This is a genomic window from Maribacter ulvicola, from assembly GCF_900155985.1.
In the GTDB taxonomy this organism is placed as follows: Bacteria; Bacteroidota; Bacteroidia; order Flavobacteriales; family Flavobacteriaceae; genus Maribacter; species Maribacter ulvicola.
In genome coordinates, this window is the sequence record NZ_FTMA01000004.1 from 159,012 (window position 1) to 185,447 (window position 26,436).

Consider the following 26,436-nt stretch of genomic DNA (forward strand, 5'->3'; position numbering starts at 1 on the left):
AAGTGGACTAAATATTACTCATTAGCTTATCTAGTTGAAGAATATATTTAGCTAATTTAAACCGGTTATTAATCTACGGGTAAAGTTCCTGCACCTAGACTAGCTTCTCTAAACCACACTTCTGCATAATCGCCATTGGCATATTGCTTTGCAATATCGCCCCCATAAGTATCGGCACCAGTACTCCATACGATATTATCTTTAGGAGATTTACCATTGGTCTGGTTGTAAGCTCCTTGTTTAAAATATTGAATCTCACCAGCATATGCATTTTCGCGTTCTAGACCATCACGACCTATTGAAGCATATAATGTTTTAATTTGCTCAGGTAAGGTTTTAGTAAATTCAGACGCCAATAGATTTTTGGTGAACCTTACGGTTTCATGACCGTCACTTGTAAAAGTTAAGTACATAATGCCTTTATAAACATTGATTTCATAGCTGAACTCTTCGCCAAGTTCAATACCGTTTTCAGGTTCTTTTGGAGCGGTTGTTGCATCGGATCCCACAACGGACATATCATTGCCCCAAACAGCCGATGAGTAGTCCCATCTTTTTGAATTATCACCTTTTGTGTTTATTTCATAATTCCAGAATACAGAGCCTTTGGTATGCCCTGGAAATTTTTTGTAGAATATTTTTAGGGGTTCATTTTCGTGACCCTCATCACTATGTATTTGTCCTATCACAACGGCATAAGAAGCGGCAACTCTAGCATCCCCAGAAGTAGATACATGTTGTACTTTTAATGTGCCGGTCAGTTTTCCGCCAGTTTCAGGAATCCAATTAGCTTTTTGACCTAGCTCTGTTCTGGTATTACTAGAGGTTCTTGAGGTAATGCCACTGTTGGGGGTTTTGTAAACTATCCAATCCGTATTTCGATCATTGGCAACATAAAAGAAATCGTCTTTAGCGTAGTCTTTAAGGTTATCCTCATAAGTACCATCTCCTAATAGAATTTTCCACTCTTCCATAAACGGAATGACATCGCTAGGATATTTTAATGCGGTGTTGTTTTCGTCTGTAGATGCTTCATTAGTGGTCGAAGATTTTTTAGAATTGTCTTTACAGGCAAATAGTGTTGCTACTGCAATTAGGGTAACTATTGATTTTTTCATTCGTAATATTTTTTTTGTGGTATTAGTACATAAGTTTAAGGGGAAGGTTTTCTTGTACGACCAGTTCTCCAGAATTTTTTATTTTGTTGTTAGAAGACCTATTGTTCTTTGCTCCCCATAGACGTGCAACTAATTTTACCGGATTGTCAATGAATTTATTATTGGTAAGATTTACATTGACAATGCCGTAAGTATTAAGAAGTAAACCTTCTTCAGCTTTTGATCCAGAATTTGTAAATGTACTATTGGTCACTATTAAATTACCGCCAACGGTAGATTCGTCATACCCACCTCTATAGTAATCTATGACATTATGGGAAATACCATCAAATAGGCAATTGTCAATGATTATGTTTTCGGCATTATATTCCCCTTTGTCATCGGTCTCTTCAGACAGTTCAATTCCGTTTGCACAATTTTTAATCTGTGTAGAAGTAAAGGTAATGTACTCTGAAAACGACCGTTTATATGCTTTTAAAACAAAGGCGAAATTAGAGATTTCACAATCAACAATGTTTAGATTATAAAGGCTGGACATATTGTTCTTTAGACTAGCGAAAGCATATTGTACTTTATTGCCTACGAGTTGAATGTTTTTAAGTGTAAGTTCTCCTTTCGGATTCATTTCAAATGCCGGAGTTTCAGATGCCCCCTTGTATTCAATAATTGCTTTTGCATCAGATGTAGTAGCTAGAATCGTAATAGCTTTATTGATTTTTAATGGGGAATCTATATCGTAACGTTCAGCAGATAACACAATAGTGTCTCCACTTCTTGCAGTTGAAATTGCACTGATAAGTTCGTTACTAGAACTAGCTGAATGTGTTTTGGCGGATTCGTTCTTAGAAGCTGCGTTAGAATACCAGTCGGTGCCATATTGCGAAACATCCATCATATCCCTTTTATTAACAGGCTTACCTACAACAGCACCAACCATATTTTTGTCAGCTCTAGAATTACCGAATAAATCTGCCGTGATCTGGTCAAATTCAAATCCATTATAAAGTTCAAAGTTTGATAGCGAATTATCGGGCATTAAAATATCACCATCAGCTATAGAAGTACCAAAATCTTTTTGCGTAAGCCCATCAACAGTTTTAAAAATACCACCTTGATTGTTTATGACATTGCTTTTAAATCTAATACCGTCTATAGAATCATGTCTAATGATAGGTTGCTTATCGCTTTTGTCATTATAAATAAGGTTATTTGCTACTGTAGTTCGTAAAGGTGTTGCAGATCTAATTTCAGATTTAGGTAAGTTATCTTTTTGGTCCGTATTAGAACCTACACCAAATTGCCATGGCGACACACAGTTGACCCAAGAATTATTTGCTACAACAACATCTGTAACTTGTAGGTATCTATTTAATGGTGATTTTGGAATTCCGTTCATTACGGCAAGCGGACTCCTAAATGTTTGTCCCTTTAAATTATAGAAGTAATTGTTGGTTACCCAATGTCCGGTACCAATTAAACGAACACCGCCTATTTTTTTAGAATTTTCATCCCCTATAAAAACATTACCATCAATAATACAATAGTTACCATGTCTTGTAACCAAAGAACCTTCGCTTTTATAAAACACATTATTTCTGAACTCATTGAAATTGGTTTTGCTGGATATCACTTCTACCTCGCCATTACAATGATCGAAAAAATTGTTAGCGACCAAGGTGTGACTAGGTGCCATTGAAGTAAAGCTATTACCAAGTTGTATGGTTTCGGCACTGGGTCCGCCTTTTGGGGGTCTAGGACCAAAATAATTATTGGTAATTTTATGGTAGTTTTTTATACTGTTATTACCTGCCAAATCAACCCTAACTGTAGGTCCTCTATTAGATTTCCCTGCAATGTAGCAATGGTCAAGCTCGTTGTGTCGACCTTTGAACAATACCCATAAATCTGTTTTATTTCGTTGAGATTTGTTAAAATCTATAATGGCACTGTTGGTGATTTTACAATGGTTAGCAACCGAATCTTCACTAATACCAAAATCGATAACGGCAGAAGAAGGAGACGATCCATTGGTAAAATGAAGACCATTAACGTTTAAATACGCACCGGCAAGTTTTAAATCAGATGTTCCGGTAATTAAAACCTTGCCAGGGGTTTTAGCCCGCAATGTAATGGGTTTTTTCTCAGTACCATATGCCACAAATTTGATGTTTATATCTTTCCAATTTCCATTGGTCATAATAATGTCATCACCGGGTTTAGCTTCGGATATTGCGGTATTCAATTCGTTAATGTCGTTTACGGTAATAGCGCGGCTGCTTGATTTTTCATCACAGGAGTACAGGAGAAAAATAAATGCTAACAATAAGAAACACTTTTTCATTGTATATATGTTATTAAATAGGTTTGAAACTAAATGTAAAAATTAGGACTATAATCTTTCTATTGAGTAAACCAAATTGGTTAACCAATTTGGTTTACCAAAAATACATATATTTGTAAGAATGACAACTAATTAACACAAAACCTATTGATAAAATATAAAAGAGATAGTGAAAATGAGAGAAGATAAAAAAGGTATTTCTAGAAGAAATTTCGCAAAAAAGTCGGCCATGGCATTGGCAGGCATACCATTGGTACACTTGGATAATGGCTTACTAAAACCAAAGTTGGCTGCAGATGATGCCATTGAGGTACACCTTTTTTCTAAACATTTACAATTTCTTGATTATGACGATATGTCTGCGGCAGCCGCAGACATAGGATTTAATGGATTAGACCTAACAGTGCGCCCAAAAGGACACATTCTGCCAGAAAAGGTAAATGAAGATTTACCGGCAGCAGTAGAAGCTATGAAAAAATTTGGGTTAAAACCTAAGATGATGACCACTAACGTTTGGGATATTAAAGATATTGATCAACAAGAAGTATTGAAGACAGCTAGCACATTTGGTTTTGAATATTATCGTACAGGTTGGTTAAGCTATCCAGAAGATACCTCTATTGATGAAAGTTTAATTCACTATGCAAACCAAGCCAAAATTTTGGAAGATTTTAATAAAGAATTAGGACTTATTGGTTGTTATCAAAATCATGCAGGTAATCATGTTGGGGCACCTATTTGGGATCTACCTACAATTTTTTCAAAAACTAACAATGAATTTTTAGGATGTCAGTATGATATAAGACATGCCGTTGTAGAAGGAGGTAAAAGTTGGGAACTAGATTTACGCCGTATTCATTCATACATTAAATCTATCGTTGTAAAAGATTTTAAATGGGGTAAGAAAAATGGTTCGTGGCAGCCTATCAATACCCCTTTAGGTGAAGGCATGGTAGATTTCAATCGATACTTTTCACTACTTAAAAAATATAAGGTAAAGGTTCCTATTTCATTACATTTAGAATATGATTTGGGTGGGGCAGAACATGGAGCTAAGAAGATTACAATGGATAAAAAAGAAGTATTTGCTAAGATGAAAAAGGATTTGACCTATATCCAAGAGGCATGGAAAAAAGTGGAATAGCATAAATTTTAGATAGTATACAATGACTAAAATGGCAAAGGCAACAAAAGAGAAATTAAGAAAAGTAAGTACGGCAACCGTTGCAACTTGTTTATTTAAAAAAGGACTGAAAAATCAGTTTATACAACACGTAAAACCATTAAAACTAGGCAAGCCTACTATGGTTGGGGAGGCTTATACCTTACGTTACATACCTGCGCGCGAAGATTTAAACCCTATCACTGTATTTAGAGATCCTGAGCACTTACAAAGAGTAGCGGTAGAAGAGTGTCCACAAGGGGCTGTTATGGTTATTGATAGTAGGCAAAATGCTAGAGCGGCATCTGCAGGATCAATTTTGGTAACAAGGCTTATGGTAAAAAATGCAGAAGGTATCGTTACTGATGGTGGATTTAGAGATTCAGCAGAAATTGCTAATTTGGATTTTTCATCATATCATAATAGACCTACCGCGCCTACCAATTTAACTTTGCACCAAGCTATTGCCATAAACGACCCTATAGGTTGCGGTGATGCAGCTGTTTTTCCAGGTGATATTATACTTGGTGATGATGACGGCGTAATGGTAATACCTGCACATCTTGCGGATGAGGTTGCAGATGAATGTATACAAATGACAATGTATGAGGAGTTTGTAATAGAACAGGTTCAAGGAGGTAGGGCAGTAATTGGTCTGTACCCTATGGTAGACGAAAGTATAAAGGCGGAGTTTGAAAAATGGAAGTCAAAAAGAAACTAATAATTTTGATATTATAAAGAAAGGTGGACAATTCTTTAAAGAATTGCCCACCTTTTTATTTTTAGATTATATAAAAACGATATTATTCACCACCTCTAGCAGGGTAGTCATTTTTGTTGACATAATCTATTGCATTTAAAATATCGTCCCAATGAGGTCTGGCAAATGGCATAGTCTGTATAGCACTCGCATATAAAGTATTATCAGGTCTAATTAAGAACAAACCAGGTTCTGAAAATACATCGGGTTCTTTTTCAGATGTTTTTTTGGAAACATATAAACCCCATTCCCTTGCCGTTTCAATAGGCAAATTGTATCCCACAGGTAATTCTGGAATGTCCCATTCTTTACCGGCTTTTTTTGCTCGTTCTTCACTATCACTACTAATAGCAATTAAGTTAACCCCTCTATCACTAAAATCTTTTAATCTTGTAGCAAGATCTTCTAAGTAATTTTTACATACAGGGCAATGCAGTCCTCTATAGAATACGACCATAGTAAAAGATGTACTGTCTTGGTCATGTAAGCTCCATTGCGTATCATTAATTAAGGATATTTTTAAATCAGGTACTTCTGATGTGGGTTTTATCATAGTTATATTATTTTATAATTAATATTACATAAAGGTATAAGAGGTACTTATTATAGATTTGTTGTATACCTTTTAGTATTAGCGCAATACGTGATTAGAGCAGGTTTTTAATTATTTTCTGCTAACCATTGTTCGTATTTTGCAAACTGTGAACTAGATAAAATATCCTTCAATTGACGTGTGCGCTCACTTTCAATACTGCCTAACATTTCTCCGCTTGCAGTATTGGCTTGTTTGTCTTTAAAACGCCTCATTGCAGAAGTAAAAGTGCTCATTTGTTCCTCGCTCATTTCAAGCTTGGAAAACATGGTAGCATATTCACTTTTTAAACTGTTTGACCTATTTTGAACTCCTATATTGCTCATAGCACCAGTAGAACCGTTTACTTGCGTTGCAATTGTATGCTGTGTCATGGAAGAAGAACTGTTGTCCGTTGTACTGGCATTAGGTTCATCCTGAGCGGTATTTACTTGCTCGGTTGACTTTTCTGTAATAGAAGGCGTTTTTTTAGTGCTTGAACATGATGTCCCAACAAATGCTAGGGTTAGCATTATTATAATAGTAGTTTTCATGATTTTCATATTTTAAGGTTCTTGACGAAAATTATGTTTTTAAATAAATTACAATAGACGCAATCCCATTTAATATTGACTCTCCAGATCCAGTTGTTATTTTTTATCATATGAACTAGCTAAATCCACAGTTATAGTTAAGTAAAGAACAGTGATTAGGGAAGCTTATGGTTTTACAAGGTTAAATTAGCTACACCACATAGGGCACTAGCTATTCTAGGAAATATAATATTAGGCTCATCTTTCTAGTTAACTACCTATATGAAAATTTTGAACCTATTATAGTAATGTTTAGCCATGAAAAAGATACCTTAAGTCTATGGGGTGTACCTAGTCCTGTCTTAAAAAAGGTTCTGTTAGATGCCTTAGAATTTACTAAGAAAATTAGCGCACTAGAATTTTAACTATAAGGTATAAAAGAACAAAACCCTAATAATTCTTGTCTCTAAAGTTTCGCATTTAAAATTAGTACAGATCACCTCTGTTATCGTCGGTTGATAACTTAGAATTATTAATTATTAAAATGAGTTTAAGTAAATTGTGGGCAAATTTTTCAGAATATTCATTTAGGTCTGTTAAACATTCAATTCTTTTTAAATCTAGATGTCTCTTGCGAAACTCTAATTCAAAATGTTCGTTTTCAAATTCAATAATGGGTAGAACATCTGTAAGTATGCTATACACTTTTAAAGCTTTCCCTTTAGTGTAATAATCGAGCTGATATTGTTGTAGTACTAATAAAAGTTCATTACAATTGTTAAAAGCCATAATATATCTAATAAATTAAAATATAGACCGTTTATTATTTAACGCGCAAAACTAAACGTAAGTATTTTACTACATATATTTATTTTACATGAAGTTTATTTGCGAAAAAAATGCTATAGAGTTATTATTCAATTTTATTGGCAGAAAATTATGTGATTTTAGTGCATAATTTTGGTATTCATACTGGTATTATTTAAAATAATGAAAAATTTAAGAATATATATTGCGGATGATGATTTTGATGATCGAGACTTTTTTATGGAAGCACTGAACAGTGTTCCTATAAAAACTGAAGTTTCTCAGTTTGACAATGGCGTTGATCTAATGGATAAATTATTCTCTGACGTTACTCTGCCACATGTCATATTCTTGGATTTATATATGCCTATTATGGATGGCTTTGAATGTCTTATGGATATTAGAAATTTCAAAAAATTCAATACCATTTATATCATAGCATATTCTTCCATTTATAGAGATAGAGAAGTAAATCAACTTAAGCAAGATGGAGCAAATCAGTTCCTAAAAAAATCTTCTTCTTTCAAGGAACTAAAAGAGTTGTTGTTTAAATCTTTAACAGCGGTATCAGACCGGAATAAACAAAATGAATCCAAAGCTGATTTTGTGGTATTAACAGGGTAATTGAGGTCTATTGCTTTTTCTAAATAATAAATTTCTTTAACTTAGATACCAAATGTATCCTTCAATATATAGTTCATGATAAATATTCTAAAAAGCCTTTTGATCATCATAGTAATGATGGCTAGTAATACTGAAATATACGGACAGAAAAAATTAGCCCAACAGACCGTAATTGATTTGCAGAAAACACCTAAATATGCATTTACACTTACTACAGAAAGGCATTTTAAGGGAGTGTTAAGTATGTATGACCTTTTGATAGAAAATAGTGTTAAGATAGAAGAATACGAGATTATAGTTAAAGGTAAAGTGGTGACCCAACTTGTAAAAAAATCAGAGTTGGATAAGGTTTTTCAAAAGTATAAAGGAAAAGTAAAAGTAAGTGTTTGTAGTGTTGCCATGGAAAAATTGGGTGTAACGGAAGAGATGTTGTTTGATGGTCTAGAGGTAACCCCAACCGCATCAGTCCGTATGTTACAATTACAAGCCAATGGCTATAATACATTGACGTATTAAGAAAACAATTCTAACAGGAATTACATTATTTCTTCTAAAAAGTACGGTTTTCTGTAGGGTATGGTGATAACATCAATTTTATCAAGAGTAAATAATAAGCCGCTAAACACAGTTTAAGCGGCTTATTATATTATGGTTGTTTCTGTAAACAATTTCTATATTTGCTGGGCGAAAACCCAAACCTAAATCTATAATAGTTAACACCTAAAATGAAAGTCTGTATTGCCGAAAAGCCTTCTGTTGCACGAGAAATTGCTTCTGTCCTTGGAGCAACTTCTAAGCATGACGGGTATTACGAAGGTAATGGCTATGCGGTCACCTATACTTTTGGACATCTCTGTACGTTAAAGGAACCAAATGATTATAAACCACACTGGAAAAGTTGGGATTTAAATAATCTTCCTATGCTGCCCGATCATTTCCAAACTAAAGTTTCAGGAGATTCGGGTGTTCAAAAACAGTTTAAAATTATTAAACAGTTATTTGACAAGGCAGATGTAGTTATCAATTGTGGTGATGCTGGCCAAGAAGGAGAATTGATACAACGTTGGGTATTGAACGAGACAGAATATAAAGGCAAGGTAGAACGACTGTGGATTTCTTCTCTTACCACCGAAGCTATAAAAGAAGGTTTTAAGAATTTAAAGCCTTCTACAGATTATGATAATTTATATTACGCAGGTTTTTCCCGTGCAATAGGCGATTGGTTATTAGGCATGAATGCCACTCGTTTATATACTTTGAAACACGGTGGTTATAAACAAGTATTATCTGTAGGGCGTGTGCAAACGCCTACCTTGGCCATGTTGGTCAACAGGTTTAAAGAAATAGAGAATTTTAAACCACAACCTTATTGGGAGTTGCAGACCTTATACCGCGAGACCTTATTTAGTTATGAAGAAGGGCGTTTTCTAAAAGTAGAAGATGGGGAGAAATTGGCAAATATTGTAAAAGAACACGATTTTGAAATTGTTTCTACCACTAAAAAAGCAGGTAATGAATATGCCCCAAAGCTTTTTGATTTAACAGGGCTACAAGTCTATTGCAACACAAAGTTTGGTTTTAGTGCAGATGAAACTTTAAAAATCGTACAGAAGTTATATGAGCAAAAAGTGGTCACATACCCAAGAGTTGATACCACATTTTTACCCAATGATGTATACCCGAAAATACCGGGGATACTTAAAAACTTGACCAATTACGATGCCTTGACAAAACCACTAGATGGTAAAAAATTAAAGAAAACTAAAAAGGTTTTTGATGATAGTAAGGTAACCGATCACCATGCCATCATTCCAACAGGTCAACAAATGAATCTGCAACACAATCAGCAGCAAGTTTATGATATAATTGTCCGTCGTTTTATTGCAGTGTTCTATCCAGATTGTAAGGTTTCTAATACCACTGTAATCGGTAAAGCTGAAAAAGTAAATTTTAAAACCACCGGAAAAGAAATTATAGACAAGGGGTGGCGTGTAGTTTTTGAATCTCCTAATTCTACCGCAAAAGAACCTGGGATATTACCAAACTTTAAAAAGGGGGAAAAAGGACCGCATGAACCTTCGTTTCTTGAAAAGCAGACAAAACCACCAAAACAATATACAGAAGCATCGCTGTTGCGTGCCATGGAAACGGCAGGCAAAAAGGTTGAGGATGAAGAATTGCGCGAGCTAATGAAGGAAAATGGTATAGGCAGACCTTCTACACGTGCCAATATTATAGAAACCTTGTTCCGTAGAAAATATATTAAGCGAAACAAAAAACAAGTCATACCAACTGTTACAGGTATTCAGTTAATTGATACCATTCAAAATGAAATGCTGAAATCTGCCGAGCTTACAGGTAAATGGGAAAAGCAGTTGAAGGATATTGAAAAAGGTACTTTTAATGCTGGGAGCTTTATTAAGCAGATGAAGCTGATGGTGGATCAATTGGTTTACGAAGTACGAAGTGAAAATAGAAAAGCAAATATATCTGCGGTAAATAATAAAACAGTAACGACAACCAAGAAAAAGACGGTTGAGAAATCTAAAGGATTGACCGCGACGGTTTGTCCCAAATGTAAAAAAGGAACCATCCGTAAAGGGAAATCTGCCTATGGTTGTTCTGAGTTTAAGAAAACCTGCGATTTTGTAATTCCGTTTAAGTTTGAAGGTAAAACTATTTCAGAAAAACAATTGATAAGGCTATTTCATAAAGGTTCAACTATTAATTTAAAAGGTTTTAAGGTAAATAATACCTCTGTAGAGGGAGTGGTAAGATTTGACGAGAATTTTAATCTGAAATTAGAACCAAAGAAAACTAAAGTTCAGTCAAAGCCTAAATCTCTAGAAAATAGCTGTCCAAAATGCAACAAAGGCACTATCGTGAAAGGGAAAACGGCTTATGGTTGCAGCGAATACAAATCAGGTTGTGATTTTAGATTTAGTTTCAATGCTATTCGTGAACAAGCACAAGGCAGACCGCTGACCAAAGATTTAGTTAGTAAATTATTTAGGGGAGATTAAAATTCATTAACAAACGCCATTCTAAAAGGATACATTTTTTTCGTTTTTGAATAATATTAATTCATGACATAAATACTGAAAGTTAGGAACTAATGTAGTATTCTTGATAATATCCTAAACTGAATGGTTTAAAACAATAGTAACGATAGAACTAAATAAGCCATATTAGATTTTAAAATATTTTGAAAATGACCAATGGGTATCAAGTAGACTCATAGCATGTTAACTGTGGCCATGATTCTTTAAAAGCACAGCAATATCACTTTTAGCAACTTAAGTATTTAATTGCTAAAAGAGATGCTTAACCTTCTTTACAAATTTTATAGGTAAATTATATGGAGGGTATCTTAGGGGCGCCTCAAACCAATTCGATTTTTTAATGATACTCTTATGATGAGAAAACAGATCAAAAGACGCCTTACCATGATATGACCCTATGCCGCTGGCACCGACCCCTCCAAAGGGCAATTTTTTATTGGTAATTTGAATAAGGGTATCATTGATTGCACCGCCACCAAAACTATATTTGGCGATAATTTTTTTCTGAAAAGATTTTTTGTTGGAAAATACATAAGTAGCCAATGGTTTCCCGTAGTTATTGATATGCTTTTCAATATCGGCTTCCGTTTCGTAAGAGATTATAGGAAGTATAGGTCCAAAAATCTCACCTTCCATTAATTTGCTTTCAAGTTTTGGTTCGTTGACCAAAGTGGGAGATAGGTAATTATCCTCATCATTGGTTTCGCCACCAAAAAGAAGTTCTTGTCCCTTTAGCATTTGTTTTAGCCCTAAATAATGGGTATGGCTTACAGTTCGTGCATAGTCGGTGGATTTTTCTATATTTTGACCATAAGAATCGGTAATGCTTTTTTTCAAGGCATGGACCAATTTGTCTTTTACCGATTGGTGTACCAAAATATAATCGGTAGCGATACAGGTCTGGCCGGCGTTTAAAAACTTGCCCCAAACAATACGTTTGGCAGCTTTTGAAATAGAAGCTGTTTCATCGACAATTGTTGGATTTTTTCCTCCCAATTCTAAGGTTACGGGAGTTAAATGTTTTGCTGCACTTTCGTAAACAATTTTACCCACGCGGGAACTTCCCGTAAAAAAAATATAATTCCATTTTTGGGCTAAAAGTTCTTGTGAGGTTTCTACACCACCTTCAATAACGGTAACATGTTCTGGTTTAAAGCTTGCCGTAATAATTTCAGATAAAATTTTTGCGGTATTAGGGGTAACTTCCGAAGGTTTTACTACAGCAGTATTTCCTGCAGCAACCGCTGCTATCAAGGGCGCAATAGCCAATTGAAATGGGTAGTTCCAAGGTGCAATAATCAACACATTTCCATAAGGTTCTTTGTAAATAAAATCTGAAGAGGGCCAATTCATTAGGCTTGCAGAGACCCGTTGAGGTTGGGCCCAAAGAGACATTTTTTTCAATGTATGCTTAATGTCTCCCAATACAAACTGTGTTTCAGCGGCTAAAGTCTCAAATTTTGGTTTTTTAAAATCGGCGTAAATGGCATCACAAATGTCATCTTCTCTCACAATTATTTCTTGCTGAAGTCGCTTTAAGGCCTTTTTTCTAAATTCTACATCCTTTGTTTGTTGCGTATTAAAGAAATCACGTTGTTTTTGTAGTTGCTGCATGTGTAAATATATTACTTCCTATTATTGAATGGTAAAACTACTGAATAGTAAATATTTCCTATGAGCTTGTGCATTCCTAGATAGGTGCTATAGGGTAAATAATATGTACTACAGGAGTCTTGAAACATTTCCTATGGTGAACCCTTGGTGTTAAATTAAAATTATAAGAGCTGTAAAGAGGGGTTACCGACTTGAACACTTAAAGCGCTTCAAACGTTAAGTGCAGAAACAAGGTAGGCTTATCAAAAACCGAGGGTTCTGTATGTATTCCTAAGGCTACATTCATGGTAGTTTCGTTTATTTCCTTTAAGATAACAACATTACTGTAGTCTTTGAAGCCTAAATATTCACCTAGGATCAACTGTCTTTTTTCAGTAAACTGTACGGCACCAGTGGCGGCATCTATGGTAAAATCATCCTCATAAAGTTCCCACGTTGCATTGGTTACAGGGGTATAAAGCACGGTTGCCAGGGGTACGTTGTTCACATCTGCGGAGACCGCGGTGATATGCTGCCCCTCAAAAATGCTGGCGTAAATAATTCCCATCAAGCTTTGGCCATCTTTATTATCTACCTTGTAGGTGCCATCGAATACAAAAGTAAATGTGTCATTATAGGAAGAACCTAGACCAACGGCATCCAAAAGATTATCGAAAGAAGGTAATAAAATGCCCAACCCGTCATCAATAGGTCCTGCACCTTCCTTACCAGCGGTATAAGCTTTTTTTAGTCGCCAAGATTTCCCATCGGGTTTGGCAGAACCTCCGGTAAGTAATAGATCGAACGAGGGAGAAATGGTTACTTGTTTGGTTTCGCTAAAACTACCGTTAGCGCCGTTTACGGACATTACAACATCAAAAGTTCCCGCCTTGGTATACGAATATACAGGATCTTCTTCGGTACTACTGCCACCATCGCCAAAATCCCAGGTAATAGAGTCGGCGTTGGCTACGGTACCATTAAAGGTTACTTGAGTATCTTCTACCAAGAATTGAAAATCTGCCAAGACCATAGGCACTTCCTCGTCATTGCTGCATTGCAGGAACAAAATACCTAAGATAAAGAGGTAGCAAGTTTTTATTTTTTTCATTTTGTTTATTTTTATTGCGTTACCATTAATTGCTTCAATTCTTATCCCACCAAACCGGAGTATCAATGCGATTGGGACCTTGATTTGCAATTGCCGCGGAAACATTAACATAGTTAGAATTCAGTTCAAAAGAAGAATATAAAAAGCGTGTGGGTAGTACGCCATTTGTCACGCCTTGTGAAAGGTTATCTGCGGTGCGTTGCTCAATAACAGGGTATCCTGTACGCCGTATCTGTGTCCACCCTTCAAAATAATTTGGAATAACCGCTAACCACAATTGTGTGCCAATCTGTTCCTCATTGTTTACACCAGATAAACTTGCGACCGCAGAGCCCATGAAAGTTTCAATATCCGAAGCGTCTATTTCCCATTGCCCTAGGGCGGTCTTGATACCTTGGCGATACATTTGGTTTGCCACTACTGCATCTTCATCATATACTAGGGCCGCCTCTGCTCTAAACAGCCAAGTTTCTGCTGCACTTATAAGATAAATTTTACTATTGGGGGAAGACAAAGGAATACCAATATCTGATTTGTCCGCAAAATTGGAGGCACCAAAAGCAGTATCGTCCAAGCCATTCACCATTCCGGAATAGGTGCCGTTACTATTTTTACTTACAAAAACAGATAATCTAGGATCTGCCGAACCCTGTAATTGATCAATCAACCTTACGGACATTTTAATTGAAGGAAACCCCGTGCGATTATTAAACCAAGCATTACCAGTACCTTCGGTTTGGATGATGAACGCATTATGATCATTGGTTTCCATCAAAGGAGCGGTGAGACATTGGGCAACCGTGGCCTTTGACAGCGCATTGTCCGCAAAACGTATCCGCATTGCCAATCGCAACCGTACACTATTTGCAAAACGTACCCATTTTTCCATATCATTATTGAAAATGGGTTCTGAGTTAGGGTAGCCCAAAGCGGCATCTGCACCTTGTAATATTGAAATGCTAGATGTTAAACGGGCAATTAGGTCCTTGTAAATACTTTCTTGGGTGTCATAAGAGGGATGTACTATATTTTCGGTTTTTCCTTTTCCTCCTTGAGTATAAGGTATATCGCCATACGCATCGGTAGCCTTGGCATAGGCCAATACCGCAATGACATTGGCCATGGCATTACGAACGGGGTTCTGTGTTTTGGGAGAAGAGGTAATGGTCAATACTTCTTCTATGTGCCTAATGGCACCTCCGTAGAGTCCGTCGAACATGGCGTTGTAATTATTGTCGAAACCATCACCATATTGATCTGGAATTCTTGCCGTACTTCCGGCAACAAAATAATGCCCGTAGTGGCCTGCAAACCGTGAGGCAGATAGATCGGTGGTTTCTAAAAACAGGCTTCTGACCGCTTTTGTATATAGTGCGGCATCATCAATTGTGGTTACCGCATTAGGGTTACTGTAAAGGTCGTCTAACCGTTTTTCACAGGAAAATAGTACCGTAGCGATGATAGTTACCACCGCGATTTTTCTTGAAATGTGATATCGATTTTTCATGATGGTTTGTTAAAAGTTAAGTTTAAGGTTTAGTCCGTAACTTCTTGTAGACGGTAACGAAGAGTGTTCAAAGGCCGTTCCCGTAGGTCCACTGCTGTAACCTGCTTCGGGATCAATATCACCTGCCGCATTATATAAAAAGAAAAGGTTACGCCCAATGGCGGACAAACTAGCGGATTGTATAAAGGTATCACGTAGTATAGTCTGTGGAAAACTGTAGGTCAGCGTAACTTCACGTACTTTTACATTACTGGCGTCTAAAACTTGATCTTTAGACACTTCATTGCTGAAAATATCAGTAAACTGTTTTAAGAATGCCGGTGCGGCAACTTCGTTCTTAAAGCCTGTATTTTCGTTGATACCATCTTCAATGATACCATTTTCCCTACCTACAAGACTACGTTTGTCAGTTCCAAAGTAGGTACGGTAGGCGCGACCGTAAGAATAGAATTCCCCGCCTTGTTGTACACTGATCAAAGTACTTAACGATAAATTCTTAAAGCGGAAAGTATTACTGATGCCACCAAACCAATCAGGGTTTATATTTCCTAATAAAATACGCTCGCCCCTTTGTGTAAGACCGTTATCGGTAATAAGTTTTCTTCCAAAATTGTCCCTTTTGAAATCGTTTCCGTATAGTCCGCCGAATTCTTCACCAGGCCGTGCTTCTACTGAAACCGACCAAAGTCTTCCTAGTTCAATACTAGAGAGCCCTTCGTTTAAAGATGCTACAAAAGAATTATTTTTGGTAAAGTTTACCCCCAAATTCCATTGAAAATTATCGGTTTCTACAGGAACGGCATTCAGTTGTACCTCGATGCCGTTGTTCTTTATATTTCCGGCATTGACTACCACAGTTTCAAATCCGCTTGCCCCAGAGATAGGAACCGCTTGAATCTGATCTTTTGTATTCGTCTCAAAATAAGTGAAATCGAGCATCAATCGATTATTGAAAAAACCTAGATCAGCCCCAATTTCCCAAGATTTTGAAGTTTCTGGCCTTAAATCAAAAGAAGGCAGACTACCGGGAATTGAAGCCACGGTATAGGGTAGTGTTACCGTTTGGTCCACATTGTAAAAAGCTTGGGTACGATAAGCACCGGTATCATTGCCGACTATGGCATGTGAAGCTCGCAGTTTTCCTTTACTGATGAATTTAGGGTTTAAACCAAAAGCTCGGCTAAACAGAAAACTCAAGTTTTCGGAATGATACCAATAGGAATTATTGTCCTTTGGTAATGCAGATGAATTATCGTTCCGTAACGAGGTGTCAAAATAAAGGTAGCCACCCCATTGAAACTGACCCAAGGCATAATAAGATGTAATCGCTTTTTTGGTAATGCTTTCGCTACTAAAAGAATTTTTGTAATTACTGATATTATAAAAATCACGCACTTTGCTATCAAAACCATTAATATACTGGTTATTGAATGCCTCATCGCGGTGCATGGCACCCACACTGGCCGTCAATTTAAACCCGCCAATTTCTGCCTTGTAGCTCGCTAGCATATCAGAATTCCAAATTCTACTTTTTCCGTTGTTATGACTGTATTCTCCAAGTCCGCTTTTAATGGACTGCGCCCCTCTTGCACCGTGGCTGGTATAATCAAAAACACGGTAGTCCATACCCGTTCTGGCGGTAAGAGAGAAATTTTTGAACATTTTCCAATCTATGGCCAGCAATCCTTGAAAACGGTCGCGGTTATCTGTATTGCGCAGATGGTTCAGGGCCCAATATGGATTGTTAAAGGTGTTGTCTAAATTCCATTTAATTTCTTGGCCTTGGGCATTGATGGTATTGTTACGAACATCTGTCAGACGAATGTCACGCGGCATCAGAGAAAGTTGTAAGGCTGTATTCCCGTTACCTTCTGCCAAATCTGGACGGTTTTCTACTTTTGAAGTAATAAAGGTCATTTTACCGTCAATACTGAATTTATCGGTCAATTGAGATCTACCACGAATATTAAAGGTTTGTTTTCCCAAAGTATTATTACTGACAATGCCCTGAATATCTTCGTCGGTAATTGACATTCGAAAAGAAGTTTTGTCTGAACGACCTTCAAAAGCGACGGTGTTGGCAATGGAATACCCTGTCTGATAAAAATCTTTATATGGATTTCCTTGTGGAGAATAGCTATCTGTTTGTCCCAACCAATTGGTATATGATTGGCCCTCTAACCGTGGTCCCCAACTCCATGAAAACGGATAATCCAATACGGGTTTCCCATCTGCGTTGATGGGTGCAAAATCATTAAAAAACCCTGTCCCGTACTCATTTTGAAAATTAGGGGTAAGCATTATATCGGTGAACATAAATGTAGAACTTAAGCTAACCCCAATGCCAGGTCTTTTATTACCGGTTTTTGTGGTGATTAAGATGACACCATTAATACCTAAGGAACCATAGGCGGCAGAAGCGCCTGCACCTTTGAGAACGCTAATGGATGCTACATCATCTGGGTTGATATCGGAGAGCGCATCGCCGCGGTCTACCCCGCCACCTTGCCCCGTACCGCCACCGCCATTATCAATGGGGATACCATCAATGACTACTAATGGTCTGTTGTTGCCGCTAATAGTGGTAATGCCACGTAAAACGATACGGCTAGAACCGTCGACCCCGGTATTGGATTGGGTAACCTGAAGACCCGAAACTTTTCCGTTCAGGGAATTCATTACGTTATTTTCACGAACAACATTTACCTGTGTTGCATCAACTTGGGAAATGGAATAGCCCAGTGATTCTTTGTCTCGTTCAATGTTCAGGGCGGTTACCACCACTTCATCTAACTTTTGACCATCTTCTTCTAGCCTAACATTGATAATCACTTGCCCTGTTACGGGAACTTCTAAGGTTTTAAAACCTAAATAGGAAAATTCAAGTATGGCATCCTCCGCAACGTTGTTTAAGGAATAATTACCGCTGAAATCGCTCGTAGTACCAGTGGTAGTTCCTTTTACTAGAACGCTAACGCCCAATAGGGGTAGGTCAGAATCTTTTTCTAGTACCGTACCGGAAATGGATGTTTGGGCCATGCCTGATACAGTAAAGACCATTGCCGATAACAATCTTAATAGGTTTTTCATATTGGTTGGTTGATATGTTAGTATTTCATTATGGGTTTAATGACGTTGTAACCTCATCTGGTTTCATTGCTAGAATATATTCTGCAACTGCAATTTTTGCGGCGTCATCGAGATAATCTTGCGGTGGCATTTCAGGATAATCTTCTCTAAGGTTTTTAGGGTTGTTAATATAATTGACGATACCTTGAGGATTGCCGTTGTGTATTGCTTGTATAATTTCTGTTGGAGGACCGATCAAGCGGTTTCCAAAAGCATGACAGCCGGCGCAGACTCCGTAATAGGTAAGTTCGCCCAATTCAGCTTTGCTTACTGCTTTTATGGGTACAGGTTCTGGTAACATTAAAGTACGTACATCTTTTGTGTCTGTAATCTGGGCTGGCCCCCAATGATCGATGCCAAACGTGCGGTATTTGTTCTTGTCCCTAATAGTTCCAGAGCCATTTCCATAAGCAAAAATATCAGGACCTTTAGTCTCTAATTGGGTCAACATAATTGCCTTTAGTTCCCCAGTGGTTTCATTGCCATTATCAAACATGATATTATCTAAAATAATAGTACGGTCAGGGTTGCCCTCAGAATTGGGATCATTGGCTTTAGGAGCACCTGTTGCCAAATCAACAATGGTAACACCGGTATTATTGTTACCTGTAATGATATTGTTTTCAAGGATTACGTCATCTGCAGCCATAATAAGAACACCTGTTCCTGTTGGAATTCCAGCGACCGTAGATCCGGGGGCACCAAAATTTGGTGTGTTGTTATTTACCACGAAGTTATTGCGAAAGATGACATCAAAAGTCGTTTTTATGGGAAGTCCCGGGGTAACAAATGCCAATAGTCCGCCTGTATTATCGTGTACATAATTGTTCTCGACCAAACAATGTCTTGAATTTTCAATTTCGATACCGGCGACACTATTGAATGTTTCGTTGTGGAGAACATCAACATTATCGCACATGCCTACATAGATGGCAGCATCTGCGATTTCACTTACTACATTATGTTCTATAAGTCCGTTTTTGCCAAATTGAGGAAAAATGCCATAGACGCCGGTATCAATGATCCAATTGTTTCGGATAACAAAGTTATTACCGGCCTGCCCCATGATACCATTGCCTTTATAATCGATGATTTTAAAATTTTCGATTAGAATTCCGTTTCCGGAATAGAGAAAAGCATCGTTTATTTTCTTTTTACCGTCTAAGGTGGGCCATTCACCGTCTATGACGATACCTTGCAGTGCAATATTGTCTTTATCTATATATACGTTTTCGGAATAGGTACCGGGATAGACTCTGATTAAATCTCCAGGATTGGCATTTTTAACGGCTTCCTGTATGGATCCGCCACTTTTTACTTCAATAATTTTCCCGTTATAAGAATTTGATTGAGCAATTAAAGTGTCGTTAGTACTGCCCACGTTACGATAGGTCATACCCGGCGGTATGGGAACCGTTGCCTCGCTGTTATCTGCAAAATAGTTTTTTCCAACTAAAATTCCGATAGCCAATAATGCAAAGGCACCTAAAAATTTAAAAATTGTTTTCATTGTGTTGTTTTTTTTATGTTGATGGTTGTAGTCCAGAGGGTAAACGTTCTGGTATTTGTGGGATAAATGTTTCGTCTGTCAAAGTTTTTAAGAAGTCTACCAATCTATCCAGCTCGTAGTTAGACAGTTCGGGTTCCCAAATATGCCAATGGATAATTAGGTTTTCATCTTTTGGAACGGCATGACCACGACCTTGGGTATAGAACTCCACCGTTTCACGAAGGGTTTTAAATTTGCCGGAATGCATATATGGTGCTGTTTTGGCAATATTGCGGAGGCTTGGTACCTTAAAAGCGCCCCTAAGGGTGGTATCTTTAAAGGGTACTTGTGCCCCTGGATCTAAGGGCAGTCCGTTAGGTTCTGGAGATCCAATAACGGCAAATTGCTGGTTAGTGAAAAGGGGTGGTGTATGGCATTCGGCGCATCGGGCCACAAAAGAACGAAAAATGTTCATGCCTTCAATTTCATTTGCGTTTAGGGCTTCGTGATAGCCGTGCGCATAATGATCATATTTACTGTTCAATGAAATCAAGGACGATTGAAAAGCAGAGATGGCGGTATATATTTCATGCAATTCAATTGCCTCGTGTATTTTCTTGTTAGGGTAGGCCTCTGCGAACATTACCCTATATTCCTCTATGGCGTTTAAGCTCTCTAAAAGATGTTTTGGTGTATTGTTCATTTCTTCTGCAGCAAACAGTGGTTCTTGCATTTGTTGTTCTAACGTGGTTGCACGACCGTCCCAAAAGAGTTTTTTTAGATAGGCAACATTCCATAAAGTAGGAGCGCCACGTTTTGTTTTCTGACCATTGTGGCCAATACTTGTAGGCAGACCGTCTGCAAATCCTTTTTTGGGATCATGGCATGTTGCGCAAGAAACCGTGCCATCGCCAGACAAAACAGGATCAAAAAAGAGATAGCGCCCTAAATCAATTTGCTGTGGAGAAAAACCATCACGAATTTCGGGCAGCGACGTCTGTAGGCCACCTACGCCATTATCGTGGGGAGAATCATACTGTTGGTAGAGGTTAACAGCAATACATTGGTTACTTGAGTTTTTCTTAAAACCAGGTGGACATTGGGTCTTTAATTTTAAAACGGTTACATAGGATTGGGAAACATCCTTTGAAATCAAGAAAAGCATGATGGCTATCAAGAAAACTCCTGATAGTCCTGATTTTAATACCAAACTTTTTCTTTTCATAGGTTGTGCTGAACGTTCTCAGTTTTACTATTTCCGAAGTAGACATAGGAGTGCGTTCTTACACGAATAAATAAAGAATAAGGGAAAAGTGTAGGTTCTTTGGGGGCTTTGTGATGAAAAGTAGCTATACTGTGACTAATGGGACATGTTCAGCTGAAGGACATCTTCAAAAGTATTTTTATAACTAGAGGAGACAGGTAATTGTTCAAACGGTACGTTTTGTACTATTAAGGCATAACCTTTACGAGTTCTTTTGAATGATGCGATATGTGTTTTATTAACAATATACGAACGGTGGGTTTTAATAATATTGGGATTCTTTATTTTTCCTTCTAGTTCTTTTAAGCTCATGCGAACAACTTCCTTAGCGGGAGAGTTTCCTTTTAAATAAAAAATATCGAGATAATTTCCGGATGACTTTACATATAACAGTTGATCATACTTAATAGCTAAGATCACTTTGTTATTTTCTCCTGTAAGAGTTAACATTTCATCCTCTTTTTTTGTGTCATATGAGGGTGGGTGCTGTGCCAGTTCTTGAAAAGATGAGAATTTATGTTGTAATCCTAAATACCAAACAAAAAGGAGGTAGGGACCTAACATTAAAAGGGTTACATGTTTAAAGGTCAAATAATACTCAGCCAGTTTTTCAGGGAAAGTATTGAGATCGGGGCTATAGAAAAAGTATATGGACGACGTAACCAATAATAGCTCAAAAAAGCACCATAGTATTAGACCGTAAATCTTGAAATTTTGTAACCCGAAAAGGGGTTTTAACACAAATTGACTACATAAAAGAATAGCACCACCAATAAGTACATAGTTTAAATAGAGCTCTTCAGCCCAACTGTTCATGTTAAAAGGGGCATATACCATTAAGAAAATAAAAACAAAACCTACCAGAAAACCTATTAGTAGGAGTTTACTTTTGGGAGTGGCCAAAAACAATATTTCGTGTTGGAAAAACTTTTTAAGATTCATGAAATGGAGTATTCCACATCAATTTAGCAAAAAAAAATATAGTGTTTCTGCTTTCCTTACTTTCTTCATAGTTTATACGTGTAAAAAGAATGAAACTCATGTTACTTTTGAAGTGGAAGTACTGTTTATGAAATTTTAGAAAAAAACAGAAATGTGTAAAAAATAGGGTAATCATTTAAAAGAGGATGCTAGTTCCTTTTTGAGAAAAATAATTTAAGAAAGAAAGGCGACAAAGATGAAAATGCACTTTTAATTTTATCTTTCACCTAATAAGTTTGCTAAGCAAAAGTTGTGGAAACTAATAATATCAGTATTCGTTATTCATGTATTCTGAAGGAGTCATCTCAAATTGTTTCTGAAAATTACGGCCAAAACTTGTGGCCGAATTGTATCCTACTATTTCGGCTACTTCAAAAATTCTATATTTTCCTGATTTCAGAAGTTCTGCCGATTTTTTTAATCGAGCAATATTAATAAGTTCGTTTGGGCTAAGGTTAGAGATGTCTTTTATTTTACGGTACAACGTAGACCTACTCATATTCATGATTTTGGCCAACGTTTCTACATTAAGATCACTGTCAGACATGTTTTGATAAATTACCTCATCTAATTTTTTTATAAAGGTTTCATCTGTTTTAGTATTAGCTATGCTCTTAATATGTGCTAGCGGAGAACTGGCATAGTGTTCCAATATGTTTTTGCGATTCTCAATAATGTTGGTGATGTGTACGTTAAGATGCTTAATTGAAAACGGCTTCTCGATATAAGCATCTGCACCAGACTCCAAACCTTTCATTTTGGCTGACATTGCGCTTTTAGAGGTTAGCAAAATTACCGGTATATGGCTGGTTTCGAGATTGGTTTTTATTTTTTTACACAAAGTAAATCCATTAATACCAGGCATCATAACATCACTTATCACCAGCTGAATATTATTTTCTTTGAGCAGATCCAGGGCAGCCTCCCCATTTGAAGCTTTCAGCACAATATATTTTTCCCTTAATTCTTTGGCAACAAATTCTAAAAGGTCAATACTATCTTCAACTAACAAAATACAATTACTATTAGAAACAAGAGTGGTATTGTTATTATTTGGCTGACGTTTATGGGTGTATTTTGGTCTTAATCTAAACTCTCTTTCTTGATGAATAGGAAGGACTAAAACAAAGCAGTTCATCTTATTGTCATTTGTATTTAAATTTAGACAACCATTGTGCATTTCTGTTAAGGAACGGGCTAGGGCTAACCCTATTCCTGATCCTGTTTGTCCTTCTGTTCCAGTAGCTCTATAGAACGGCTCAAATATGCGCTCTTTTAATTGACTGGGAATAAGAGGTCCGTCATTTCGTAAAATGATTGTTACATCCGTTTCATTGGCAATTAGATTAACATCTACCATTTTGTCTGCATACTTGAAGGCATTACCAAATAAGTTGCCAATAATTTTTTTAAAAGCCTCTGGGTCAACACAAGCAATAACCTGCTTATGTTCTGATCTAAATTTAAAATTTACTTGTTTGTCTTGTATGGCCTCACCAAACCTTTCATGCATATTATCAATTAAATCTGATATGTTCGTTTCTACAAAGGTTAAATCAACTCTTTCAATTTCAGTTTTTCTAAAATCTAATAATTGATTTACAAGATCTAAAAGATGATTCGTGTTTTTTTTGATAATTGTAAGGTTATCTTTGACATCTGGTAGTTGATTTAACTTTTTTATCACTTTTTCAAGGGGGCTTTGAATTAAAGTTAATGGTGTTCTTATTTCGTGAGACACATTAGTGAAAAATTCTATTTTAGCTTGGTATATTTCCTTCTCTTTTCTATTGTTTAATTGTTTTATTTTTTCAGCATTATTAGCCTTAATTTTTCGAGCATAGGTTATGAACCCTGCGAAAATTATGAATCCAATAATCAATAAATATAAGATATAAGCCATCTTGCTTTTCCAAAAGACCGGTAATACTTCAATTGCCAGTGGGTGGGTTTCTTTTCCCCATACGCCACTACTATTTTTTGATTTTACAATAAATTCATAGGTGCCAGGCGCAAGTTCCGTAAAGAAAACCTTATGATCTTTTTTAAGATAAACCCACTTATCGTTTAAGCCTTTCATTTTATACCAATATTCTGTGTTTTCTGGTGCGGTATAACTTAATGCCGCAAATTCTAGACTAAACGAAGCTTGTTCTGGAGTCAGTTTTAAACTTTTAAGAGAAGAAATAGATTCTGTAAGCGTAGCATCTTGTTGGCCAACAAAAACATCTTTATTATTTATTTGCAGGCTTGTGATATATATAGGGGCACGATAGGTGTTTTGAGTAAATTCTTTTGGATTAAAGCTGATCATTCCATTTACGCTTCCAAAATACATAGTACCGTTCTTGCTCTTATGTGCAGACATATAGTTGAAATTGTCACTACTAAGTCCATCTGCTTTGGTGTATATCTTTTTTTTACCGGTAATGGGATTGAAATTCACCAAGCCTTTAGAAGTACTTATCCATAAATTACCAGAATCATCTTCTAGAATAGTATAGAAAACATTGGAAGGGAAACCATTTTGTGTGCCAAACCTTAAGAAGGTATTATTCTTGGAATCAAAAAGGTTGAGCCCATCTTCAGTACATATCCAGATGTTTTTTTTAGAGTCTTGAAAGAGGTAATTAATGTGATTGTTAGAAATACTTTGAGAATTTTCTGGACTATAGGAATAAACCGTTTTTTTATTTGTTTCTGGATTAAATGACATTATTCCGCTAAAATAGCCTCCTGTCCAAAACACACCCTCGTCATCTTCTAATAAACAATAATAACCCTGATTTGAAGGAAAAATATCAAATGGTATAAATTTTTTGGAAACACTATCAAAAGTTTTTATTCCAACCGTGCTAATGTAGTATAATTCATCATTCCTCCCTTTATAAATAGCATATACAAAATCACTAGAAATACCGTCATCCCTACCATAATGCTCAATGATGTTGTTTGTTTTAATATCAAGTACATCTATTCCATTTTCGAACATACCAATATATAGTTTGTCTTCATTAGGGTACAGGGCATGAATATTATAATGGGAAAGAATCCCTTTTTTATCTTTTTCTTGAGAGGTAAAGTTGGTAAATATATTGGTGGTGGGATTTAATTTATTAAGCCCGCCATCTTCTGTACCTATCCAGAGGTTACCATATTTGTCTTCACAAATTTCTCGTATAGCATTTCCGTTTAGTGAATTTTGTGAAGATTTAGGGAAGTATTTTTTAAATGGAGTATATTGTTTAGGTTGGTAATTGATTCCACCAAAGTATGTGCCTGCCCATACCCCTCCTTCATTATCTACCGTTAAAGTATAAACGGCATTATCGCTTAGGGCGTATGGGTCATCATAATCTTTTGTTAGATTAATATATTCTTTAGTGAGCAAATCATAAATATGAATACCGGACTCTGAAGCTACCCATAGTTCATTTTCTCTTAAAGTAAAATCTCTTACATGGGGTTTTTCAGAACCAAAAAAGTCTACATTTTTAGATTTTTTGGTGTTGATGTCAAATGATACAATGCCATGATTAGAAGTGCCAATCAGAATTGTTGCCGGGTCAATTGAAAAAATTTCATTGACAGTAAAGGGTTTTTCATTTGTAGAATTTGTAGTGTGTTTAAAAGCTTCAAAATCATCTGTTTCATAATTGTAATGATAAAGATGAGAGTTTGATGATGTCCAGATATCATCTCCTATTGTAAGGACATCGGTAGCATAAAAATAATCTTTTGGTAAAAACCAATGGCATTTCTCTTCAGATAAATTATATCTTACCAATGTACCGTTGGCAAGAAACCAGAGGTTACCTTTAGAATCTCCGGTTATTTCCCAAATCTGACTATTTTTGGTGCCTTCAATGAAATGAAAATTTTCATTCTGCTCATTGTATATATATAATCCGCTGGCAGTACCTACCCAAAGTTTTCCTTCATATTCATGTAAACTTAAAATGTAATTACTATTAAGGGTATTTGGTTGTTCTTCATCTCTTTGGAACAGTCTAAAATTATAGCCGTCAAATCTATTGAGTCCATTTTTGGTGCCAAACCACAAAAAACCTTTTTTATCTTGAAGAGAGCTCATTACCGTATTATGAGACAAGCCATTTTCAACCATATAATGATCAAAGTAAATTTCTTGCCCATATGTTAGAATGATGGGGAGAGTTAAAAATAGTAAGCTTAGTTTAATCTTTTTCAAATCGCTCGAATATCGCTATAATTTAATAAAAGGGACCTTACAAATCATCTCATTGACACGACTATTTGGTTCAATTTAAGTATGTCACAAGCAATATTTCTTTGTAGCACATTATATATGAAACAATTAAAACAGTTTATAAAGTATTCTTTTTTATCCCCTTGATAGAAAATT

The 26,436-nt window shown here is 36.4% G+C and carries 18 protein-coding genes; 5 read left to right on the forward strand and 13 right to left on the reverse strand.

The window, feature by feature from the left end; genetic code table 11:
- Positions 1–68: 68 nt before the first annotated feature.
- Together BW936_RS12885 and BW936_RS12890 are read right to left on the reverse strand one after the other, a co-directional pair.
- Positions 69–1,118, reverse strand: a complete 1,050-nt coding sequence (locus BW936_RS12885) for a polysaccharide lyase family 7 protein (RefSeq protein WP_076548811.1) — start codon at positions 1,116–1,118, stop codon at positions 69–71.
- Between the two features lie 22 nt (positions 1,119–1,140).
- Entirely contained in the window at positions 1,141–3,459 is a 2,319-nt protein-coding gene (locus BW936_RS12890) for a chondroitinase-B domain-containing protein (RefSeq protein ID WP_076548812.1), read from the reverse strand.
- A gap of 175 nt (positions 3,460–3,634) precedes the next feature.
- Here BW936_RS12890 and BW936_RS12895 point away from each other — a divergent pair, with 175 nt between their 5' ends.
- Complete coding sequence (locus BW936_RS12895; RefSeq protein WP_076548813.1) at positions 3,635–4,603, forward strand: sugar phosphate isomerase/epimerase family protein; 969 nt, start codon at positions 3,635–3,637, stop codon at positions 4,601–4,603.
- Positions 4,604–4,634: 31 nt separating this feature from the next.
- Complete coding sequence (locus tag BW936_RS12900; protein WP_208611121.1) at positions 4,635–5,342, forward strand: ribonuclease activity regulator RraA; 708 nt, start codon at positions 4,635–4,637, stop codon at positions 5,340–5,342.
- Positions 5,343–5,424: 82 nt separating this feature from the next.
- Here the strand turns inward: BW936_RS12900 and BW936_RS12905 are convergent, their stop codons facing one another.
- The 3 genes from BW936_RS12905 to BW936_RS12915 form a co-directional block, all read right to left on the reverse strand.
- Positions 5,425–5,934, reverse strand: a complete 510-nt coding sequence (locus BW936_RS12905; protein ID WP_076548815.1) for a peroxiredoxin-like family protein — start codon at positions 5,932–5,934, stop codon at positions 5,425–5,427.
- Between the two features lie 107 nt (positions 5,935–6,041).
- Positions 6,042–6,506, reverse strand: a complete 465-nt coding sequence (locus BW936_RS12910; RefSeq protein WP_143744148.1) for a hypothetical protein — start codon at positions 6,504–6,506, stop codon at positions 6,042–6,044.
- A 465-nt stretch (positions 6,507–6,971) separates the two neighbouring features.
- Positions 6,972–7,274, reverse strand: a complete 303-nt coding sequence (locus BW936_RS12915) for a hypothetical protein (RefSeq protein WP_076548817.1) — start codon at positions 7,272–7,274, stop codon at positions 6,972–6,974.
- A gap of 201 nt (positions 7,275–7,475) precedes the next feature.
- Between BW936_RS12915 and BW936_RS12920 the strand changes: the two genes are divergently transcribed.
- From BW936_RS12920 to BW936_RS12930, 3 genes are all read left to right on the forward strand, one after another.
- The gene (locus BW936_RS12920; RefSeq protein WP_076548818.1) at positions 7,476–7,916 is read left to right on the forward strand and encodes a response regulator; all 441 of its coding nucleotides are present in this window, start codon (positions 7,476–7,478) and stop codon (positions 7,914–7,916) included.
- 75 nt (positions 7,917–7,991) lie between these two features.
- Positions 7,992–8,432: a DsrE family protein gene (locus tag BW936_RS12925; RefSeq protein WP_084182073.1), complete on the forward strand. Its 441-nt coding sequence runs from the start codon at positions 7,992–7,994 to the stop codon at positions 8,430–8,432.
- Positions 8,433–8,641: 209 nt separating this feature from the next.
- Entirely contained in the window at positions 8,642–10,939 is a 2,298-nt protein-coding gene (locus BW936_RS12930; protein ID WP_076548820.1) for a type IA DNA topoisomerase, read from the forward strand.
- 288 nt (positions 10,940–11,227) lie between these two features.
- Here BW936_RS12930 and BW936_RS12935 read toward each other — a convergent pair whose 3' ends face one another.
- The 8 genes from BW936_RS12935 to BW936_RS12970 form a co-directional block, all read right to left on the reverse strand.
- Positions 11,228–12,592 (reverse strand): aldehyde dehydrogenase, encoded by a 1,365-nt coding sequence (locus tag BW936_RS12935; protein WP_076548821.1) that lies wholly within the window; start codon positions 12,590–12,592, stop codon positions 11,228–11,230.
- A 199-nt stretch (positions 12,593–12,791) separates the two neighbouring features.
- Positions 12,792–13,682 carry a PKD domain-containing protein gene (locus tag BW936_RS12940; protein ID WP_159439022.1) on the reverse strand — a complete coding sequence of 297 codons (891 nt, stop codon included), beginning with the start codon at positions 13,680–13,682 and terminating at the stop codon, positions 12,792–12,794.
- A gap of 34 nt (positions 13,683–13,716) precedes the next feature.
- Entirely contained in the window at positions 13,717–15,189 is a 1,473-nt protein-coding gene (locus BW936_RS12945) for a SusD/RagB family nutrient-binding outer membrane lipoprotein (RefSeq protein WP_076548823.1), read from the reverse strand.
- A 9-nt stretch (positions 15,190–15,198) separates the two neighbouring features.
- On the reverse strand, positions 15,199–18,279 hold the full coding sequence (locus BW936_RS12950; RefSeq protein ID WP_084182075.1) for a SusC/RagA family TonB-linked outer membrane protein: 3,081 nt from the start codon (positions 18,277–18,279) through the stop codon (positions 15,199–15,201).
- 28 nt (positions 18,280–18,307) lie between these two features.
- A complete protein-coding gene (locus BW936_RS12955; protein ID WP_076548825.1) occupies positions 18,308–19,828 on the reverse strand; it encodes a parallel beta-helix domain-containing protein in 1,521 nt (506 codons plus the stop codon).
- Between the two features lie 13 nt (positions 19,829–19,841).
- Complete coding sequence (locus BW936_RS12960) at positions 19,842–21,032, reverse strand: cytochrome-c peroxidase (protein WP_076548826.1); 1,191 nt, start codon at positions 21,030–21,032, stop codon at positions 19,842–19,844.
- 135 nt (positions 21,033–21,167) lie between these two features.
- Complete coding sequence (locus BW936_RS12965; RefSeq protein WP_159439023.1) at positions 21,168–21,887, reverse strand: LytR/AlgR family response regulator transcription factor; 720 nt, start codon at positions 21,885–21,887, stop codon at positions 21,168–21,170.
- A 433-nt stretch (positions 21,888–22,320) separates the two neighbouring features.
- A complete protein-coding gene (locus tag BW936_RS12970) occupies positions 22,321–26,262 on the reverse strand; it encodes a hybrid sensor histidine kinase/response regulator transcription factor (protein ID WP_076548828.1) in 3,942 nt (1,313 codons plus the stop codon).
- Between the last annotated feature and the right edge of the window lie 174 nt (positions 26,263–26,436).

Bases quoted from the DNA above. Each gene is read 5' to 3' on its own strand.
- BW936_RS12885 (WP_076548811.1), bottom strand. From the start codon at position 1,118: ATGAAAAAATCAATAGTTACCCTAATTGCAGTAGCAACACTATTTGCC.
- BW936_RS12890 (WP_076548812.1), bottom strand. From the start codon at position 3,459: ATGAAAAAGTGTTTCTTATTGTTAGCATTTATTTTTCTCCTGTACTCC.
- BW936_RS12895 (WP_076548813.1), top strand. From the start codon at position 3,635: ATGAGAGAAGATAAAAAAGGTATTTCTAGAAGAAATTTCGCAAAAAAG.
- BW936_RS12900 (WP_208611121.1), top strand. From the start codon at position 4,635: ATGGCAAAGGCAACAAAAGAGAAATTAAGAAAAGTAAGTACGGCAACC.
- BW936_RS12905 (WP_076548815.1), bottom strand. From the start codon at position 5,934: ATGATAAAACCCACATCAGAAGTACCTGATTTAAAAATATCCTTAATT.
- BW936_RS12910 (WP_143744148.1), bottom strand. From the start codon at position 6,506: ATGAAAACTACTATTATAATAATGCTAACCCTAGCATTTGTTGGGACA.
- BW936_RS12915 (WP_076548817.1), bottom strand. From the start codon at position 7,274: ATGGCTTTTAACAATTGTAATGAACTTTTATTAGTACTACAACAATAT.
- BW936_RS12920 (WP_076548818.1), top strand. From the start codon at position 7,476: ATGAAAAATTTAAGAATATATATTGCGGATGATGATTTTGATGATCGA.
- BW936_RS12925 (WP_084182073.1), top strand. From the start codon at position 7,992: ATGATAAATATTCTAAAAAGCCTTTTGATCATCATAGTAATGATGGCT.
- BW936_RS12930 (WP_076548820.1), top strand. From the start codon at position 8,642: ATGAAAGTCTGTATTGCCGAAAAGCCTTCTGTTGCACGAGAAATTGCT.
- BW936_RS12935 (WP_076548821.1), bottom strand. From the start codon at position 12,592: ATGCAGCAACTACAAAAACAACGTGATTTCTTTAATACGCAACAAACA.
- BW936_RS12940 (WP_159439022.1), bottom strand. From the start codon at position 13,682: ATGAAAAAAATAAAAACTTGCTACCTCTTTATCTTAGGTATTTTGTTC.
- BW936_RS12945 (WP_076548823.1), bottom strand. From the start codon at position 15,189: ATGAAAAATCGATATCACATTTCAAGAAAAATCGCGGTGGTAACTATC.
- BW936_RS12950 (WP_084182075.1), bottom strand. From the start codon at position 18,279: ATGAAAAACCTATTAAGATTGTTATCGGCAATGGTCTTTACTGTATCA.
- BW936_RS12955 (WP_076548825.1), bottom strand. From the start codon at position 19,828: ATGAAAACAATTTTTAAATTTTTAGGTGCCTTTGCATTATTGGCTATC.
- BW936_RS12960 (WP_076548826.1), bottom strand. From the start codon at position 21,032: ATGAAAAGAAAAAGTTTGGTATTAAAATCAGGACTATCAGGAGTTTTC.
- BW936_RS12965 (WP_159439023.1), bottom strand. From the start codon at position 21,887: ATGAACAGTTGGGCTGAAGAGCTCTATTTAAACTATGTACTTATTGGT.